Source organism: Gelidibacter salicanalis, from assembly GCF_016469035.1.
Lineage (GTDB): Bacteria > Bacteroidota > Bacteroidia > Flavobacteriales > Flavobacteriaceae > Gelidibacter > Gelidibacter salicanalis_A.
In genome coordinates, this window is sequence record NZ_JAEHJZ010000014.1 from 15,371 (window position 1) to 31,996 (window position 16,626).

The 16,626-nt window shown below is 36.2% G+C and carries 13 protein-coding genes; 9 read left to right on the forward strand and 4 right to left on the reverse strand.

The annotated features are described in order from the left end of the window. Positions 1 to 113: 113 nt before the first annotated feature. The 8 genes from JEM65_RS07480 to JEM65_RS07515 all read left to right on the forward strand — a co-directional run bounded on the left by JEM65_RS07480 (position 114) and on the right by JEM65_RS07515 (position 11,333). Positions 114 to 2,219 (forward strand): bifunctional aldolase/short-chain dehydrogenase, encoded by a 2,106-nt coding sequence (locus JEM65_RS07480; protein WP_199598321.1) that lies wholly within the window; start codon positions 114 to 116, stop codon positions 2,217 to 2,219. 85 nt (positions 2,220 to 2,304) lie between these two features. Next, positions 2,305 to 3,585, forward strand: a complete 1,281-nt coding sequence (locus JEM65_RS07485) for a sugar isomerase (protein ID WP_199598322.1) — start codon at positions 2,305 to 2,307, stop codon at positions 3,583 to 3,585. Between the two features lie 12 nt (positions 3,586 to 3,597). Then, positions 3,598 to 4,971: an FGGY-family carbohydrate kinase gene (locus JEM65_RS07490; RefSeq protein ID WP_199598323.1), complete on the forward strand. Its 1,374-nt coding sequence runs from the start codon at positions 3,598 to 3,600 to the stop codon at positions 4,969 to 4,971. Positions 4,972 to 4,979: 8 nt separating this feature from the next. Continuing rightward, positions 4,980 to 6,125 (forward strand): alpha-hydroxy acid oxidase, encoded by a 1,146-nt coding sequence (locus JEM65_RS07495; RefSeq protein WP_199598324.1) that lies wholly within the window; start codon positions 4,980 to 4,982, stop codon positions 6,123 to 6,125. 19 nt (positions 6,126 to 6,144) lie between these two features. Further along, entirely contained in the window at positions 6,145 to 7,557 is a 1,413-nt protein-coding gene (locus JEM65_RS07500; RefSeq protein WP_199598325.1) for a purine-cytosine permease family protein, read from the forward strand. Between the two features lie 608 nt (positions 7,558 to 8,165). Further along, entirely contained in the window at positions 8,166 to 9,014 is an 849-nt protein-coding gene (locus tag JEM65_RS07505) for a universal stress protein (RefSeq protein ID WP_199598326.1), read from the forward strand. 98 nt (positions 9,015 to 9,112) lie between these two features. Beyond that, positions 9,113 to 9,691, forward strand: coding sequence for an NADPH-dependent FMN reductase (locus JEM65_RS07510; RefSeq protein WP_233530568.1), 579 nt, complete (start codon positions 9,113 to 9,115; stop codon positions 9,689 to 9,691). A gap of 358 nt (positions 9,692 to 10,049) precedes the next feature. Next, positions 10,050 to 11,333 (forward strand): L-lactate MFS transporter, encoded by a 1,284-nt coding sequence (locus tag JEM65_RS07515; protein WP_199598327.1) that lies wholly within the window; start codon positions 10,050 to 10,052, stop codon positions 11,331 to 11,333. 346 nt (positions 11,334 to 11,679) lie between these two features. Here the strand turns inward: JEM65_RS07515 and JEM65_RS07520 are convergent, their stop codons facing one another. The 3 genes from JEM65_RS07520 to JEM65_RS07530 all read right to left on the reverse strand — a co-directional run bounded on the left by JEM65_RS07520 (position 11,680) and on the right by JEM65_RS07530 (position 13,574). Next, complete coding sequence (locus tag JEM65_RS07520; protein WP_199598328.1) at positions 11,680 to 12,504, reverse strand: PRC-barrel domain-containing protein; 825 nt, start codon at positions 12,502 to 12,504, stop codon at positions 11,680 to 11,682. Between the two features lie 11 nt (positions 12,505 to 12,515). After that, a complete protein-coding gene (locus tag JEM65_RS07525) occupies positions 12,516 to 13,151 on the reverse strand; it encodes a hypothetical protein (RefSeq protein WP_199598329.1) in 636 nt (211 codons plus the stop codon). Positions 13,152 to 13,403: 252 nt separating this feature from the next. Next, on the reverse strand, positions 13,404 to 13,574 hold the full coding sequence (locus JEM65_RS07530) for a hypothetical protein (RefSeq protein WP_199598330.1): 171 nt from the start codon (positions 13,572 to 13,574) through the stop codon (positions 13,404 to 13,406). Positions 13,575 to 14,314: 740 nt separating this feature from the next. Between JEM65_RS07530 and JEM65_RS07535 the strand changes: the two genes are divergently transcribed. Further along, positions 14,315 to 14,944, forward strand: a complete 630-nt coding sequence (locus JEM65_RS07535) for an SOS response-associated peptidase family protein (protein ID WP_199598331.1) — start codon at positions 14,315 to 14,317, stop codon at positions 14,942 to 14,944. A 21-nt stretch (positions 14,945 to 14,965) separates the two neighbouring features. Here the strand turns inward: JEM65_RS07535 and JEM65_RS07540 are convergent, their stop codons facing one another. Next, positions 14,966 to 15,919 (reverse strand): helix-turn-helix domain-containing protein, encoded by a 954-nt coding sequence (locus tag JEM65_RS07540; RefSeq protein ID WP_199598332.1) that lies wholly within the window; start codon positions 15,917 to 15,919, stop codon positions 14,966 to 14,968. Positions 15,920 to 16,626 lie beyond the last annotated feature (707 nt).

Below are 16,626 nucleotides of genomic sequence, written 5' to 3' on the forward strand. Positions count from 1 at the left end.
ACAATATATTTAGATTAGGTGAAATTATAATATATATACTTTAACGGTACAGTACAGGATAGAAATTATTTAGTGTGCCATTATTTTTGCTATCGAACTATTTATTTAAAGATATGAAGAACCCTACTAAAAATTTCAAATACGTTGATTATCTCTGGGATAATGATAAAGCCGAAAAAATAAAAGATGATCAAATAGCATTGTTCTTGTACCGTTCCAATATTTTGGGAGCTGATTTAAGAATTACCAACTACGGAGGAGGAAATACGAGTTGCAAAACTATTGAAACAGATCCATTAACAAATGAAGAAGTAGAAGTAATGTGGGTAAAAGGATCTGGTGGAGACATTGGAACTTTAGATAGATCAGGCATTGCAGGTTTGTATACTAAAAGACTACGAAATTTAAAGAATGTATATGGTGGAATGGCAGATGAAGACCGTATGGTGGGATTATTTGACCATTGTATATATGATTTAGATAGTAAAGCGCCTTCTATTGATACTCCTTTACATGGTTTATTGCCATTTGCTCATATAGATCACTTACATCCTGATGCTTTAATTGCAGTTGCTGCAGCTAAAGACAGTGAAAAAGTAACGAAAGAAATTTGGGGTGATACTATGGGATGGGTGCCTTGGCAACGTCCGGGTTTTGATTTAGGTCTTCAGTTAGAAAAATGTTTGGCTGATAACCCTGGCATCAGAGGGATTGTTTTAGGTTCTCACGGTTTATTTACCTGGGGAGACACATCTTACGAGTGTTATATTAACAGTTTAGAAGTTATTGAAATGGCTTCTGAATTTATAGAGAATAAAATCAAAGAAAAGTGTAGCGTTTTTGGTGGTCAAAAAATTGAAAGCTTACCAAAGCAAGAGCGCTTGGAAAAAGCAGCCCATATTATGCCTTTATTGAGAGGTTTATGTTCTTCTGAAAATAGAATGATAGGACACTTTGCTGATAGCGATGTCGTCATGGAATACATCAATAGTAATGACTTGGAAAGACTGGCACCCATGGGAACGTCTTGTCCAGACCACTTTTTGAGAACAAAAATTCAGCCATTAGTATTAAAATTAGATAAAAATGAAGACTTATCTAATACTGAGGCAATTTTAAAAAAATTGGAGCCTGCATTTAAAGCATACAGAGCTGAATATGCTGAATACTATAATACTTGTAAAAAAGAAAACAGTCCTGCTATTCGTGATGCTAATCCGGTCATAATTATTTACCCAGGTATTGGAATGTTTAGCTTTGCTAAAAATAAGCAAACTACTCGTGTTGCAAGTGAATTTTATGTAAATGCCATTAACGTCATACGTGGTGCTGAAGCCATTACTGAGTATACATCTTTACCAAGACAAGAAGCTTTTGATATTGAATACTGGTTATTGGAAGAAGCCAAATTATCAAGAATGCCAAAAGAGCAACCTTTATCCCGTAAAGTTGCTTTTGTAACTGGCGCAGGAGGTGGTATAGGTAAGGCTATTGCTGATAAATTAGCAGCTGAAGGCGCAGTAGTTGTTTTGACAGACATTAATGAAGACAGTTTAATCGAAGCAAACGCAACTTATAAAAGAGACGTTTCTACATATGCCATATGTGATGTAACAAATACCGATTCTATTGCTTCCGCTTACAAAAAAGCCTGTGTTGAATTTGGAGGTGTTGATATCGTTGTGCACAGTGCTGGATTGGCCATTTCTAAAGCCATAGAAGATACTACTGATAAAGATTGGAATATCTTACATAGTATATTAGTAAAAGGACAATTTGATTTAGCAAAACAATTTTCAGCAATTACCCGTAAGCAAAATTTAGGCGGCGATTTTATTTCAATTGCAAGTAAGAACGGATTGGTCGCAGGACCCAACAATGTTGCTTATGGAACAGCAAAAGCAGCTCAACAACATATGGCACGTTTGTTAGCGGCTGAGTTGGCAAAAGACAAAGTTCGTGTCAATACTGTAAATCCTGATGGTGTTATTGTTGGTAGTAAAATTTGGGAAGGTGCTTGGGCTGAAGGCAGAGCTAAAGCCAATGGAATTACAGTGGCAGAATTACCGGCCTTTTACGCAAAAAGAAATTTACTTAACGAAATAATTACACCATCAGATATTGCAAATGGTGTTTTTACATTTGTTGGGATATTAGATAAGTCAACAGGAAACATTATTAATGTTGATGGTGGCATGGCAAATGCATTTGTAAGATAATTTTTTGAGTTAGCTTTATTCAATCATTAAAACTTCCATAGTACCACTAAAACCATCTATGGGAGTTTTTTGTAAAACAAAATTTATGAGAATTTCAAAAGATCACATTCACGATTCGAGTATGAATGAATTGTCAGTACATAAAGAGAACTTTGACTTTTTATCCAATAATTTAAGTAAAAAAAATGTTGACGTTAAGGCACTTATTAAAAAACTATCAGATTTTCAAGTTGCTATTCCAAGTTGGGCTTTAGGTGCTGGAGGTACACGTTTTGGTCGTTTTTCTTTTTATGGAGAACCCTCAAGCTTAGAGCAAAAGTTGGAGGATGTAGGTGTGTTGCATGCCCTTACACAAACTGCCGGCGCCGTTTCATTACATATTCCGTGGGATGTACCGAGTGATTATAAAGCCATCAAAAATATGGCCGATGAACTCGATATAAAATTTGATGCGGTTAATTCTAATACCTTTCAAGATCAAAAAAACGCAAAGGAATCCTATAAATATGGTTCTTTGAGCAATACAAGTGTGGCGGTAAGAGAACAAGCGGTAGCTCATAATCTGGACGTTATTAAAATTGGAAATCAATTAGGATCAAAAAGTTTAACGGTTTGGTTGGCAGACGGATCGAGTTTCCCTGGTCAGAATAATTTTCAGACCGCTTTGAGCAATACGGAGGACAGTCTTAAGAAAATTTACAAACAACTTCCCGATGACTGGAAGTTACTAATAGAATATAAACCTTATGAACCTAATTTTTACAGTACAGTCATTCAAGATTGGGGTACATCATTCATGTTGGCAAATGCCTGTGGAGAAAAAGCCTATTCTCTGGTTGACTTAGGACACCATTTACCCAACAGCAATATTGAACAGATTGTTTCTGTCTTGATGCTCAAAGGGAAACTGGGAGGTTTTCATTTTAACGATAGTAAATATGGTGATGATGATTTGACCGTTGGCAGCATCAAGCCTTATGCCTTATTCTTGATTTTTAATGAATTGGTCTATGGTATACAAAACAATCCGCAAAACCCAGATTTAGCGTGGATGATTGATGCGAGTCATAATATAAAAGACCCACTTGAAGATTTGATTCAATCGTTGGAAGCCATTCAGGAAGCTTATGCAAAAGCGTTGTTAATTGATCAGTATGAATTGAGAAATGCACAGCTTAACAATGACGTTGTCAAGTGCCAAGAACTATTACAAGACGCCTTTAGAACTGATGTAAGACCATTGTTGGAAAGTGCGAGACTACAGAGTGGAGGTGCCTTAAGTCCAATAAAATCCTATCGTTCTTTAGATATTAGAAATGAATTGATAAAAGAAAGAGGCAAACATAATATTGCCTCAGGTCTATAAGGATTCTCAATTATGAAACAAAAGGTAACAGCAATTTTTGATATCGGAAAAACAAATAAAAAATTCTTCCTTTTCGATGAAGCTTATCAACAGGTCCATAAAGAATATATAAAATTTAATGAAATAACTGATGAAGATGGATTTCCAACCGAAGACCTTACCGCGTTACAAAAATGGTTAAAGAAAGTATTTAATAGAATCCTTAAAGCTGAACAGTACGACATTAAAGCCATCAACTTTTCTACCTATGGTGCAAGTTTTGTCCATTTGGATGAAAATGGCACACCATTAACACCACTTTATAATTACACCAAACAAATCGATCAAAGGCTAATCGATGGGTTTTTGGATAAGTACGGTCCTAGGGAAAAGTTTCTCAACACAACGGGTTGCTCTGATTTAAGCCTCTTAAATTCGGGCTTGCAACTCTATTGGATCAAACATACCAAACCTGAAATTTTTAAGAGTATTAAGTATTCATTGCACCTACCACAATATTTGAGTTACGTATTCACGGGCATTCCATTAAGTGAATATACAAGCATCGGTTGTCATACGGCATTATGGAATTATCAAACTAAAGATTACCATGATTGGGTTTACCAAGAAAGTATTCACAAAATTTTGCCACCAATTGTCTCCACAGAAACAAGTGTCAATATGAATTATAATGGCAAACGCATCAAAATTGGGGTAGGTATTCATGATAGCTCAGCGGCTTTATTGCCTTATGTAAGAAGCATTAAAAAGAAATTTGTTCTGGTGTCTACAGGTACATGGAGTATCGCATTTAATTCATTTGATAATGAAGCAATTTCTAAGAATCTAGAAGACAAGGAAGCCATCAATTATATGCGGATTAATGGGAAGCCTGTAAAGGCAACACGTTTGTTTTTGGGCAATGAATATAAAATTCAGGTACAGAAACTTGACAAACATTTTGGTGTGAGTGAGGATTATCACAGATCCGTAAAATTTGATTATGACAGTTATTTTGAAATCGTAAAAGACTTTCAGCATTATTTCAAATGGGAAAGTATTGTTGATCCGGAGATGCCTTCTGAAACATCAATTCCCTTTGATAAATTTGAACATGCCTACCATCAATTAATGACAGAGTTAGTGCTTTTGCAAATTAAAAGTATAAAGAAAGTTATTGGAGACGATGAAATAAGAAGGCTTTATGTTGATGGTGGTTTTAGTGATAATGATGTATATATAAAATTGCTTTCACATTATTTTAGAGATAAGAAATTAAGGACGACAGATTCTTCATTAGGTTCTGCCCTTGGGGCAGCCATTGCCATTTCAGATTCTAAACTAAATTCCAAATTTTTAAAGACTAATTATTCGCTCAAAAAACACGTCCCGTTTATAGTTAAATAAAAGAAAAAATGGCTTTAGATTTCAATACAAAATATCCTTCCATAGATGATTTAAGAAACAGGGCAATGCAACGCATTCCCAAATTTGCTTTTGAATATTTGGATGGAGGTTGCAATGAAGATGTGAATTTAGTCCGGAATACGTCAGAATTAAGGGAAGTACAATTGAAGCCCAACTATTTAAAAAGTCATCATGGTTCTAGAATGAAAACCAAATTGTTCGGTATTGAATACGACGCACCTGTTGGGATTGCACCTGTTGGATTACAGGGTCTGATGTGGCCAAATGCTGCTGAAATACTGGCTAAATCAGCTTTTAAGCACAATATTCCTTTTATTCTAAGTACGGTAACAACCACAAGCATTGAACGCGCCAGCGAACTTACAGAAGGAAAAGCCTGGTTTCAACTGTATCACCCAACTGAAGATAGATTGCGTGATGATCTTATTAATAGAGCAGCAACTGCGGAATGTCCTGTCCTAGTTATTTTGTGCGATGTGCCATCTTTTGGTTATCGTCCAAGAGACATTAGAAACGGATTGGCAATGCCTCCAAAAATGTCTTTGGACAATATTTTACAGGTTTTGGGAAAACCAAATTGGGCAATGCAAACTTTAAAACATGGACAGCCTAATTTCGCCAACTTATTACCTTATATGCCCAAAGGTTTAGATTTAAAACAGTTGGGGAAATTTATGGATCAAACCTTTTCTGGACGCTTAAATGCCGATAAAATAAAGCCTATTCGCGAGATGTGGAAAGGCAAATTAATTTTAAAAGGTGTCGCTAATGAGGAGGATGTTGAAGAAGCCATAAAACTTGGCATTGATGGCGTTATTGTGTCCAATCATGGTGGTCGCCAATTAGATGCAGGCGAATCTACCATTAGACCTTTGGAACGTATTGCCAAAAAATACGGAGATCAAATAGAAGTTATGATGGATAGCGGATTAAGATCTGGGCCTGATATTGCGAGAGCCATGGCAAGCGGTGCAAAATTTACGTTTATGGGACGCAGTTTTATGTATGGTGTTGCAGCGTTAGGTGCAGAGGGCGGCGACCATACAATTTCTATGCTTAAAACGCAATTGCAGCAAGTTATGGATCAATTGTGTTGCCATAGCGTTGAAGATTTTCCAAATCATTTAATATAACTAACTAAAACGCAGAGACATGACCCAATTTAGTGCAGAAAGCGAAGAAATAGAAGTAATTGCTGGTGGTGAATTCGAAAGAGAACCTGTACCACAATCAAAGTTAAAAAGTTGGAAAAGTTTCTTGGGCATGTACGCTGGAGAACATGCCGCAGGAACAGAGTTTATGATCGGGCCACTGTTTCTAACAGCAGGTGTTAGTGCCTTCGATTTAATTATAGGGTTGTTATTGGGAAATTTATTGGCCGTATTGAGTTGGCGTTTTTTAACCGCTGAAATCGCGGTAAAAAACAAATTGACCTTGTATTTTCAATTGGAAAAAATATGTGGAAAAAAATTGGTTACGTTTTATAACTTGGCCAATGGAGTTTTGTTCTGTTTTTTGGCTGGAGCAATGATTACGGTTTCTGCAACGGCTGTTGGAATTCCTTTTGATATGGAAATGCCAAAACTTACAGATACAATGCCCAATGGTGCCACTTGGATTATTATAGTAATTGTAATTGGTGCTGTTATATCATTAATCGCTTCAAAAGGTTATGACACGGTTTCTAAGGCTGCCAATTGGATGTCGCCTGTGATTGTATTGGCTTTTTTAGCTTGTGGTATTGTGGCATTGAATCAATTGGGCGTTGCCAGTTTTTCTGATTTTTGGAATATTTGGGGGGAAGGCTCAGAACCTTTTCCTGGACAAATAAAATTTACGTTTTGGCATGTTGTTATTTGGTCTTGGTTTGCGAATGCAGCAATGCACGTTGGAATGTCAGATTTATCGGTATTCCGTTTTGCTAAAAAAGCAAGTTCTGGGTGGACAACCGCAGCAGGCATGTATGTAGGCCACTATATGGCTTGGATAGCCGCAGCATTGTTATATGCAGTTTATTTAAAATCTCCAGAAGCCTTAAATTTTTTAGCCAATGGCGAAGCACCTCCAGTAGCTCCTGGACCTTTGGCAAATAACGCCATAGGAATCTTTGGAATTATTGCTGTGGTTTTAGCAGGTTGGACGACCGCTAACCCAACGATTTATAGAGCAGGGCTTGCATTTCAGGCAATAATCCCTAAAGCATCCACATTTTGGGTGACTATTCTTGCAGGTTCTATTGCGACCATTGCAGGTTTGTTTCCTGCCTTTGCGATGCAGTTGTTAGGTTTTGTAGCACTTTACGGCTTTATTTTGGCTCCTTTTGGTGCGATCATCGTATTTGAACATTTCTTCCATAAAAAATATGGAATTATAAAAAACTATGCTGAAGTGGCTGATATCAAATTCAATAAAGCCGTTATTTTCGCTTGGGCAATCAGTTTTGGACTTTTTTATTTCATATCGCTTAAGTTTGATGTGTTCTTGTCATTTGTGACTTTACCTTCTTGGTTGCTCTGTGGGGTATTGTTTTTGGTGTTCAGTAAGTATTTTCAGAAGAAAGTATAAAACGATTTCATTATAGCTTGAGTCAAATATTAACAAGATTATTTATTCCCATAGAAACTAGCATACCTCATTGACGATTTAAGTAAAACATGATATTATGAAAGTTTTTTAGAATAATGGATAAACAAAAAACTGAATATTTATATTTACATCACGAAAGTTTTTGAACTAAAATAAAGAGTTCACAATTCGTCAACATAGAGATAAAGACTTAGCAAAACACCTTATTATACTGGTTATCAGAGCTTTGGTTCTGACCCCAGTCGGGTCACATACTTAAACACGCATTAATAACCTTGTTGATTTAAATATTAGCGAGGTTTTTTACTTATATAATTTCAGAATCGGAGGTATCTTTTTGACAAAAGCTACTACCCTATTATTAAACTCTTACTTTAGCTGACAACTTTCCTTTTACCCCTCGAAAACTCCTATTAGTTGATGTAGCGGATGTTGTAAATTATAATCCAAACACAGGCGATGACGACCATGTTAATTATATCATTTTTCATTTAGATATAGCGTTAAAATCACTATCTTATCCTTTAATAAAATTTGAAGTTAAATTATTTAAGTCGCTCCCTAAATAGGCGTCATCCGTTATAACTATGGACAAAAGAATACTCTTTCTTACTGATTTTTCAAAGACGGCGCTCAATGCGGCTCGGTACGCGTTAGATCTTTATACGGACTCTGAATGCACTTTTCATTTTCTCAATACTTACCATGCAGACAGCTATTCTATTGAGGGCTATACGTATATGCATTCAGGACAACGTGCTTATAATGTTGAACAGCCAAAGACATCTATAAAATTCAGAAAGCTAATTGAACAGCTGCGTTTGCATGACAAACATCCAAAACACAGTTATTATACAATCGCCGCGAGCAACACATTGTTAGATGGCGTAAACGATGTCATTTCAAAACATGATATTGATATCGTCATTATGGGAGCAAAAGGCATGACCAGTTCAAGAACCGTTGTTTTTGGGATGAATACCATTGATATTATGGAAAACATAACCGCTTGTCCCGTATTAGCAATCCCAGAAGACGTTAAGTTCAAATCTCCCAAAGAAATTGTATTTCCAACCGATTTTAAAATTCCTTTTAAACGCAGAGAGCTTAAATATCTGATGAACATTGCAGAACTACACGGTTCGGAAATAAGGGTGCTACACGTTAAAGAAGCAGCCCAACTAAACAGATCTCAACAAGAAAACAAAGACTTGTTGGGACGGCTTTTTAAAGATATAACGCATAGTTTTCATGACGTCCAAGACACAACAGTCCATGAGGGGATTAATGCTTTTATCGATAGCCAGAAAAGCGATATGGTGGCTTTTATCAATCAAAAACGGAACTTTTTCACCAGAATGCTCTATAAACCGTTGGTACAAGAATTAGGGTATCAATCCAGTGTTCCTGTGTTGGTCTTAAAACATCGTGTATAGTATCTTACTAAGTTTTCAATGTTCAAAAAAGGTATAGAAATTGGGTCTTGAATTCTAATGAAGACAATTATTAATTAATTAAAATAACCAAACCCATTATGACAAAATACAAAATTGCAGTTATCGTAGGGAGTCTCCGTAAAGAATCTTTTAACCTAAAAACAGCCAAAGCTCTAATGGAACTTGCGCCAGAATCTCTATCTCTCGAATTGGTAGATATTGCTGGGCTTCCAATGTATAATGAAGATTTGGAAGAAACGACACCTAAAGAATGGCTGGCTTTACGCAAAGAAATTAAGGCTGTAGATGGGCTGCTTTTTCTAACACCTGAATATAACCGTTCAATAACTGGAGTGTTAAAAAACGCGATAGATGTGGGATCCCGTCCGTATGGAAAAGGCGCTTGGGATGGAAAACCTGGTGCGGTTATAAGTGTATCTCCTGGTAATATTGGTGGTTTTGGTGCCAATCATCATTTGAGACAATCGTTGATATTTGTTAACGTACCAACCATGGCACAACCTGAAGCCTACATTGGTGGCGCTGCAGATCTTTTTGACGATAAAGGAAAACTGACCAACGATTCTACAAGAGATTTCTTAAAAGAATTTATGGAAGCATTTGAAAAATGGGTAATTACAAATGCAAAAAAACAACAGAAAATGTTTAATTTCTAAGAGTCCAATTATCTGAGTCTGGCGGCTAAATTCATTACTTCGGTTGGTCTTGTGCCTGTCCCACCAATCATCTTTTGTTGAGTGTTGAGGCATGCATAATTTACTATAAAAAGACTTTAGGATAATGATCCTGTGGAGTACCCTCAAAGGAGTTTTAAAGACCTATTTCTTAAAGTCTAAATAGGATTGGAATGAAAAATTCATCAAAAGTAGTAGCCTCCATTATGAAAGTCCATTTGCAATACTTTAAAGAAATGCTTTCTATCAACTCTCAAACTCGTCAAGACTCAAAGTCCAATCAACCTGTTAAAGTAAAAAGCTCCTTAAACCTATTTTTAAAAAGTCAATTTTTTATCTCATGATTAAAGCGCATACCAATCGGTGGTTCATTGCAGTAATGGGAACTCTTCTTCAGCTCGTTTTGGGAACTGTTTATGCGTGGAGTTTTTTCCAAAAGCCAATCATTATGGAGTACGGCTGGAGCAACGTGCAAACCATGTGGATCTTTAGCCTGGCCATTTTATTTCTTGGTTTATCCGCTGCGATTGGAGGAATCATACTTCCAAAATATGGCCCTAGAAAGCTAGCTACCATCGGCGCCCTACTCTATGGTATGGGATACTTAATCAGTGCATATGCTATGCATACAAATAGTTTAGCCCTCTTTTATATAGGTTTTGGGGTGATTGGCGGAATCGGTTTAGGATTAGGTTATGTCACTCCAGTAGCCACCGTCTCAAAGTGGTTCCCCGATAAAAAAGGATTGGTCACCGGAATGGTTGTTATGGGTTTTGGTCTGGGAGCACTGCTCATGTCAAAGCTTATTGCACCCCTATTTATGAGTCTTACCAATGACCATATGGTACAGGTCTTTTTTTACATAGCTCTAATTTTAATGGCCGTTGGAATTCCCGCCGGATTGAGCATGAACAATCCACCTGAAGGGTTTGTTCCTGTAGGCTATTCCCCTCCTTCCAAAAACGCTGGCACACGAGATCAGGAAGATCGTTTAACGGTGAAAGAGAGTCTCCTCTCCATAAAATTCTTGGGCATGTGGTTGATGTTCTTCCTCAATATTTCAGCAGGAATAATCTTTATAGGCTTGCAGTCGCCAATGATTCAGGACTTATTAAAAATACAAGATGCCACCCTGAGCTCTGAAGCACTTGCAGTTGCGGGCGGCACGTTAATAGCCATCAGCTCACTATGTAATGGTGTTGGCCGTTTCTTTTGGGGAGGGATATCCGACAAAATTGGTCGAATTCAAGTATTTCGTTTAATTCTGAGTTCTCAAATAGTGGTTTTTATCCTGATGATGTTTACTACTAACCCATGGATTTTTGGTGGTTTGGTGTGCTATGTTCTGCTCTGCTACGGTGGAGGTTTCGGTGCCATGCCCTCCTATGTATTAGATGTATTTCATGCCAAGCTTATGCCAGTTATTTACGGTGTTATTCTTACGGCATGGTCATTTGGTGGCATCGTTGGGCCACAAGTAGCCGCTTTTATCCGAGATTTTTATGCGAATACTCCTGAGATGATAGGTCCTAGAACCTATATGGTGGGCATTATCTTATTGGGCTGTGGTTTTTTGATCAGTTTAATGCTTTCCAACAATTCCATTACTGAAAAAAGTGTGTAATTTTCTATTAATATCTCCCATTGCCATCCTGATTTTATATCAGGAATTTCGCCCTACAGACTTCAAGGTAAATAATAACCTGACTTGTTTTACATCATCAGTCAAGACTATTTTATTTTAATTGCACCATCCTCAACGGCGTTCAGGTATATATATTAGAAAAGGATGAGATGCCAAATCCTAATTCAAGAGATAAATGCTTTATTTAGATATTAAATCAACCTCATTGAATTGTATTACACTTTTTTTAACATTCCCGAAAATAGTAACCTATCAAAAACCAAAAAGAGAATTTACGTTATGTAAATTCTCTTTTTTTTAATCACTTGTGCATCACCTAAAAACGTTATAATCCCGGGTTACGTTTGTTAAAGCGCCGATCATCAAATTCGCGACGTTCGTAAAAATTGTCATCATCGTAAACATCGTTATTTTCTCTTCGTCGTCGCAATTCCTCTTCGTCATTAGATAGCGTCTCTAAATTATCAGCATCAGTAGACTGATAATAATCTTCCGCGGTACCATAAGTTTTTAATTTATCAGTATCGTGGTGGTATTCTCTGATTTCATCACGAATAATTTCTCGAAGACGGTCTTCATCTTGCAAATAATTTTGATCACGAACCCGCGATTTATCTTCATAACGATTGTCATCCACTACGGGACTATCATCTGCATATCGTTCAGCACTGGATACTGAATTAACATCATCCGTATCTTTATACACTTGTTGACGACGCCCATAAGAACCTAAAACTTGGTTTTCATAGCTTCTATTAATAGTGTCGCCTTTGCGGTATCGCTTCGTTTCAGCAAAGGTACGATGGTCAATACTATCCGTATAGATATAGTTGGAATCTTGATTGACATCCACTAAACCAATCGGTACGATGATATGATTTTCACCATCCTTGTTTACAAATTCACGGATATCCGATTGATTTGGTCTTCCGTAGGGATCGTATTTGGAATCGATAATACTTTTGTCTACCTCAACGTCCAAATAAACCACACGCTCGGCCTCTTTATTAACCAATAAATTATCTACTTTACCAATCACACGATTATCAATGTCTTTTACATCCCAGCCTCTAACATCTGGGTAACCATCTGAGATTTTATAATCAGACAATTCATTTATATAATAGAGGTGTTTATTCTGTTCTGCCATAATTTCTAATTTTAGTTGTTCATCATTTGTAATACATCTCTGCTCTGTCTCAAGAACGTATAAATTTGATCCTGTTGCTTATTCATAGTTACAGAACCGTCAATTTTTGAAGCTGACTGTTTCAAATCTGCCACTTGAGTCTGTAACGCTGGAAAGTTCTTTTTCTGAATATCTTCCATCACTTTCACCACTTTATCGCTTGCAGTTTTAAAATTTTTAAAGCCTTTGGTATCCTTTGTTGTAGTGGATATCGAAGTAATAAGTGATGAGAAATTTCTTAGATCTGTTAATGCTTCTGAATCTTCCACATTGTTATCATCCGCTGTACGCACTACCGCTTTGGTTAAATTCGCAAACGCTTTTTTGGTATAGGAAGAATCGATTGCCACTCGCGTAGAATCGGAAATGGATTCATCAAACGCCTTGAACTGATCATATGATTTCTTAGTGTCATAAGTATCATCAGGTGATGAATCGTAGGTAGGATCAACGACTTGCTCATTGTTATAATCATCATCAAAATCATCGTTAAGGTCATTATCGTTTTGATCTGCGTAAACGAAATAAGCAATGATTCCCAACACAACCAAAATTAAGACAACCCAAGGCCATACTGGTTTTTTCTTTTCAATTTTAATTTCTGCCATAATACTGTTTTTAGAATTAGTTCTGTGCTGAATACTATCCGGCACTTTTTTTATTAAAATTAAGATTATTTCAAACTACAGAACTGCTCGTTAGGTTCAGATGTTAACTCATTAAAAAACAATTAACACTTTCTTTACCAATCCGTCAGAACTCTGAGTGAGGGCACTTTTTAAAAATCAGCAACACCTCAATACGTTTAACCTATTAAAAACAGACAGAAGACTTCGGAGCACTGTGCTATTATACCTTGATTATTTCTGGTTCTTTTTATCGTTTTCACCTTTTACGCGTTCAGACATATTTCGATCTTTTTTATCAGAACTCTCACCATATTGATTTTTATGTTCTGGCTTGAGTGGTCCTTTTTTAATCTCTTTGTCCTTTTCAGGATAGAATTCGTTGGTACTGCTTTTGTCAGTCATTATCTTTTGTGTTTAGTTTATTATTCATTATTGTCCGATAAAGAATTAAGATCGCTGCGCTTATGCTTATAGTCCCGATAACTATCGGGAAAAGAACAAAGACTTGATTGTAACTAACTGATAAACATCTGTTATTCTAAATTAAATTTGCCCAATCACTCTAAGTGAAATTGGTTTCAAAATCAAGGTGTTATTTCTAAGTTCTCGAACCAGATCATGCTTTAAGGGGTTTGCAAACTTTTTACCTGTTTTACCGGACACTGATGTTTATTATTATTATTATTAAATATAGGATGGTGGTGGATATTAAAATGAGAATGGATTGAGCCTCCTCTCCTACGGTAAATACTTTTGTATTTTAGTTGGCTGTTTTTGGATCCTCATAACCTGGTCACGACTACTTTTTGTTTTTCCAACCAATGGTTGGTTGATCATATCGCATTTGCTCACGGTATCGTCATTATCATAGCAATCTGCTTTAACTTTTTTCCAGCGGTGCTGTATGCCTATAAGTACCTGTTTTTCCATCAGACGTATGAAATTAGACTTTCAGCAGCAATTTCATGTGTCCTATATCTCAAAAAAGTACTCTAAAAAAATTTCACCATACAGAGTATGGAAAATCGTTGTTTTAATTCTTAAAACCTTGGAACCCATTTTATCGTAAATAAAAATGTGGAAGGTTAAAAATTAATTTTTTACAACAATCTTTATACAGTTCAAATGACTTAATTCGTAGTATGTTGTGCAAAATCTCAAATAGCGCGTCTCTAAACGAGATAGAATTACAGCTCAATTCAAAATTTGACTATGACTATCTCTATCAACCAGTGCCTGTCATAAACGGTCTGAAAGAAGCCTCTGTATGCATGGTAACTTCTGAAGCTCCACACCGTATTCAATACGGTATCTGGGGCATTTTACCTAAAGGATATAAAGACAGTTGGAAAAGTTTTCAATCTATTTACAATACCTTAGAAATTGAATGTGAATCCATCACCCAAACCTCATGGCTGTTTGAAGCCTTAAAATATAGACGCTGTTTAATAGTGGCCACAGGATTTTATACCTCTGAAATTGAAGATCATGTCATGCATCCATATCTCAATAGTTTAAAAAACCAGGGCATCTTCTGTTTTGCTGGAATTTATAATGTTTTAGAAGATGGCTTTATATCTTGTAGTATCCTAACCCATACCAATGGCTCGTCAAAATACCACTTAAAGAATCCAAGACCCCTTATCATTTCTAAAAATAAGTATGCCGATTTCTTAACGAATCCGATCCCCTTTGAAGTTACTTGTGTTTCTAGTTTTGAAATAGATAGCCATGAATTTGTTCAACAGGAAGTTACTGGGAGGTATCGATAATACATTATATCCATCCGTTCATTAAGAAGCCAATGTACTTGTAGTGCGCAATTGTTGCTGAAAAGATTTTGGAGAGCATTTAAAACGCTTTTTAAAAATTCTGCAAAAGTAACTTCTGCTGGTAAGTCCAACAGAGTATACGATCTCTGAGACATTCAAATCTGTATTTCGCAACATATCCAATGCTTTTTCCAAGCGTATATTTCTTATAAAGATAGCGACGGTACAATTATGCATTTCCTTAAAACCTGTCTGCAGTTTAGAAACTGACAATCCCGTTTGTGTACACAATTCCTTAATGGTGTATTGCTGTTGCGGATTAGCCTTGATCTTATCTGTGAGTACTTCCAATTGCTGAATTTCGAAATTACGGAGATAGGTCGTTTTTGCAGAGGATTTTTCTTCTAATAGAAGTTCCTCTAATTTTAACCCAAAAAGAATATTACTATACCCCCTGACGATAAATTTATTTGCGCATGAAGTCTTATCCGATCTTTTCAATAGTCTGGACATTTCGCACATGCCTAAATTAGGGAGTAAAATTTTTGGGTTATTACTGGGGTCGAGCAACTTGTTTTGTGCTTGTAAAGCCCTGATTAATTCTGTTTGCTCCTGATCTAAGTCTGATTTCTCTATTTTTAATACTAAGAAATCATAATCTTTATTAGACTTACAATTAAAAGCAAGGGTTTCTGCATTTTCAAAAGGCACCAACACACTAGAGAAGGACGGAATGGAAATTAAGCTCTCACCACAAGTCATTGATAATGCCGATCTATCCGCTAAATTCACACATAAATACACGGAGGATTCTTTTTCAGTTTTTAAATTGATCGTATAATCACTAATACATTTCAACTGAAATCCAAGATATTCCAATTTATCAGTGAGTTTTCGTTTCTCAATGAAACCCTTAAAATAACGCTCATTTTTAGTATGACCCTCACGAATCTCAAAACTATATAAATCATTCATAACGATACTATTTAGTGTTTTTTAGTTCATTGGGGTTTACAAAATTGCATCATTTTTTTTCTTACTGCTATCTCTATGCCTATAAAAATTAGCGTATTAGCCTATTCAATTGTTAAAATCTACTTAATTTTAAATGTCCGATAAAGAATATAAGATCGCTGCGCTTATAGAATAAACTTGCCTACCGGTCAGGCAGGGAACAAAGACTTAATTGTAACTAAGTGATAAACAGTCGTTATTCTAAATTAAATTTGCCCAATCACTCTTAGTGAAATTTGTTTCAAAAACAAGGTGCCATTTTTTAAGTTCTTGAACCAGATCAGCTTTAAGGGGGTATGCCAACGTTTTACCTGTTTTACCGGACACTGATGATTTAATTGTCAAAATCTACTTAATTTCAAATGTCCGATAAAGAATTAAAAGCCTGCCGATAGGGAATAAAAGCTGGATTATATCTGACTGAGAGGCCAGTGTTATTTTAAAATAAACTGCCCAATCAACCTGAATAAATGGGTCTCTAAAACTAGGGTGCCATTTTTTGAAATCTCGTACCAAATATTACCTTAATGCGGTCTGTAGCCTTTTTGTTTTTTTTCCGGCCACTCATGAAATGAACAACCTCGACCCAAGGGTACGAGGTATCAAGTAGAAGTTCCTTTTTTATTTCGACGCAGAGCGTCGGGGAATAAAACCCAAGGATCCCGCTA

What these genes read in the sequence shown, in the direction of transcription:
- JEM65_RS07480 (WP_199598321.1), top strand. Translation starts at nt 114, where the DNA reads ATGAAGAACCCTACTAAAAATTTCAAATACGTTGATTATCTCTGGGAT.
- JEM65_RS07485 (WP_199598322.1), top strand. Translation starts at nt 2,305, where the DNA reads ATGAGAATTTCAAAAGATCACATTCACGATTCGAGTATGAATGAATTG.
- JEM65_RS07490 (WP_199598323.1), top strand. Translation starts at nt 3,598, where the DNA reads ATGAAACAAAAGGTAACAGCAATTTTTGATATCGGAAAAACAAATAAA.
- JEM65_RS07495 (WP_199598324.1), top strand. Translation starts at nt 4,980, where the DNA reads ATGGCTTTAGATTTCAATACAAAATATCCTTCCATAGATGATTTAAGA.
- JEM65_RS07500 (WP_199598325.1), top strand. Translation starts at nt 6,145, where the DNA reads ATGACCCAATTTAGTGCAGAAAGCGAAGAAATAGAAGTAATTGCTGGT.
- JEM65_RS07505 (WP_199598326.1), top strand. Translation starts at nt 8,166, where the DNA reads ATGGACAAAAGAATACTCTTTCTTACTGATTTTTCAAAGACGGCGCTC.
- JEM65_RS07510 (WP_233530568.1), top strand. Translation starts at nt 9,113, where the DNA reads ATGACAAAATACAAAATTGCAGTTATCGTAGGGAGTCTCCGTAAAGAA.
- JEM65_RS07515 (WP_199598327.1), top strand. Translation starts at nt 10,050, where the DNA reads ATGATTAAAGCGCATACCAATCGGTGGTTCATTGCAGTAATGGGAACT.
- JEM65_RS07520 (WP_199598328.1), bottom strand. Translation starts at nt 12,504, where the DNA reads ATGGCAGAACAGAATAAACACCTCTATTATATAAATGAATTGTCTGAT.
- JEM65_RS07525 (WP_199598329.1), bottom strand. Translation starts at nt 13,151, where the DNA reads ATGGCAGAAATTAAAATTGAAAAGAAAAAACCAGTATGGCCTTGGGTT.
- JEM65_RS07530 (WP_199598330.1), bottom strand. Translation starts at nt 13,574, where the DNA reads ATGACTGACAAAAGCAGTACCAACGAATTCTATCCTGAAAAGGACAAA.
- JEM65_RS07535 (WP_199598331.1), top strand. Translation starts at nt 14,315, where the DNA reads ATGTTGTGCAAAATCTCAAATAGCGCGTCTCTAAACGAGATAGAATTA.
- JEM65_RS07540 (WP_199598332.1), bottom strand. Translation starts at nt 15,919, where the DNA reads ATGAATGATTTATATAGTTTTGAGATTCGTGAGGGTCATACTAAAAAT.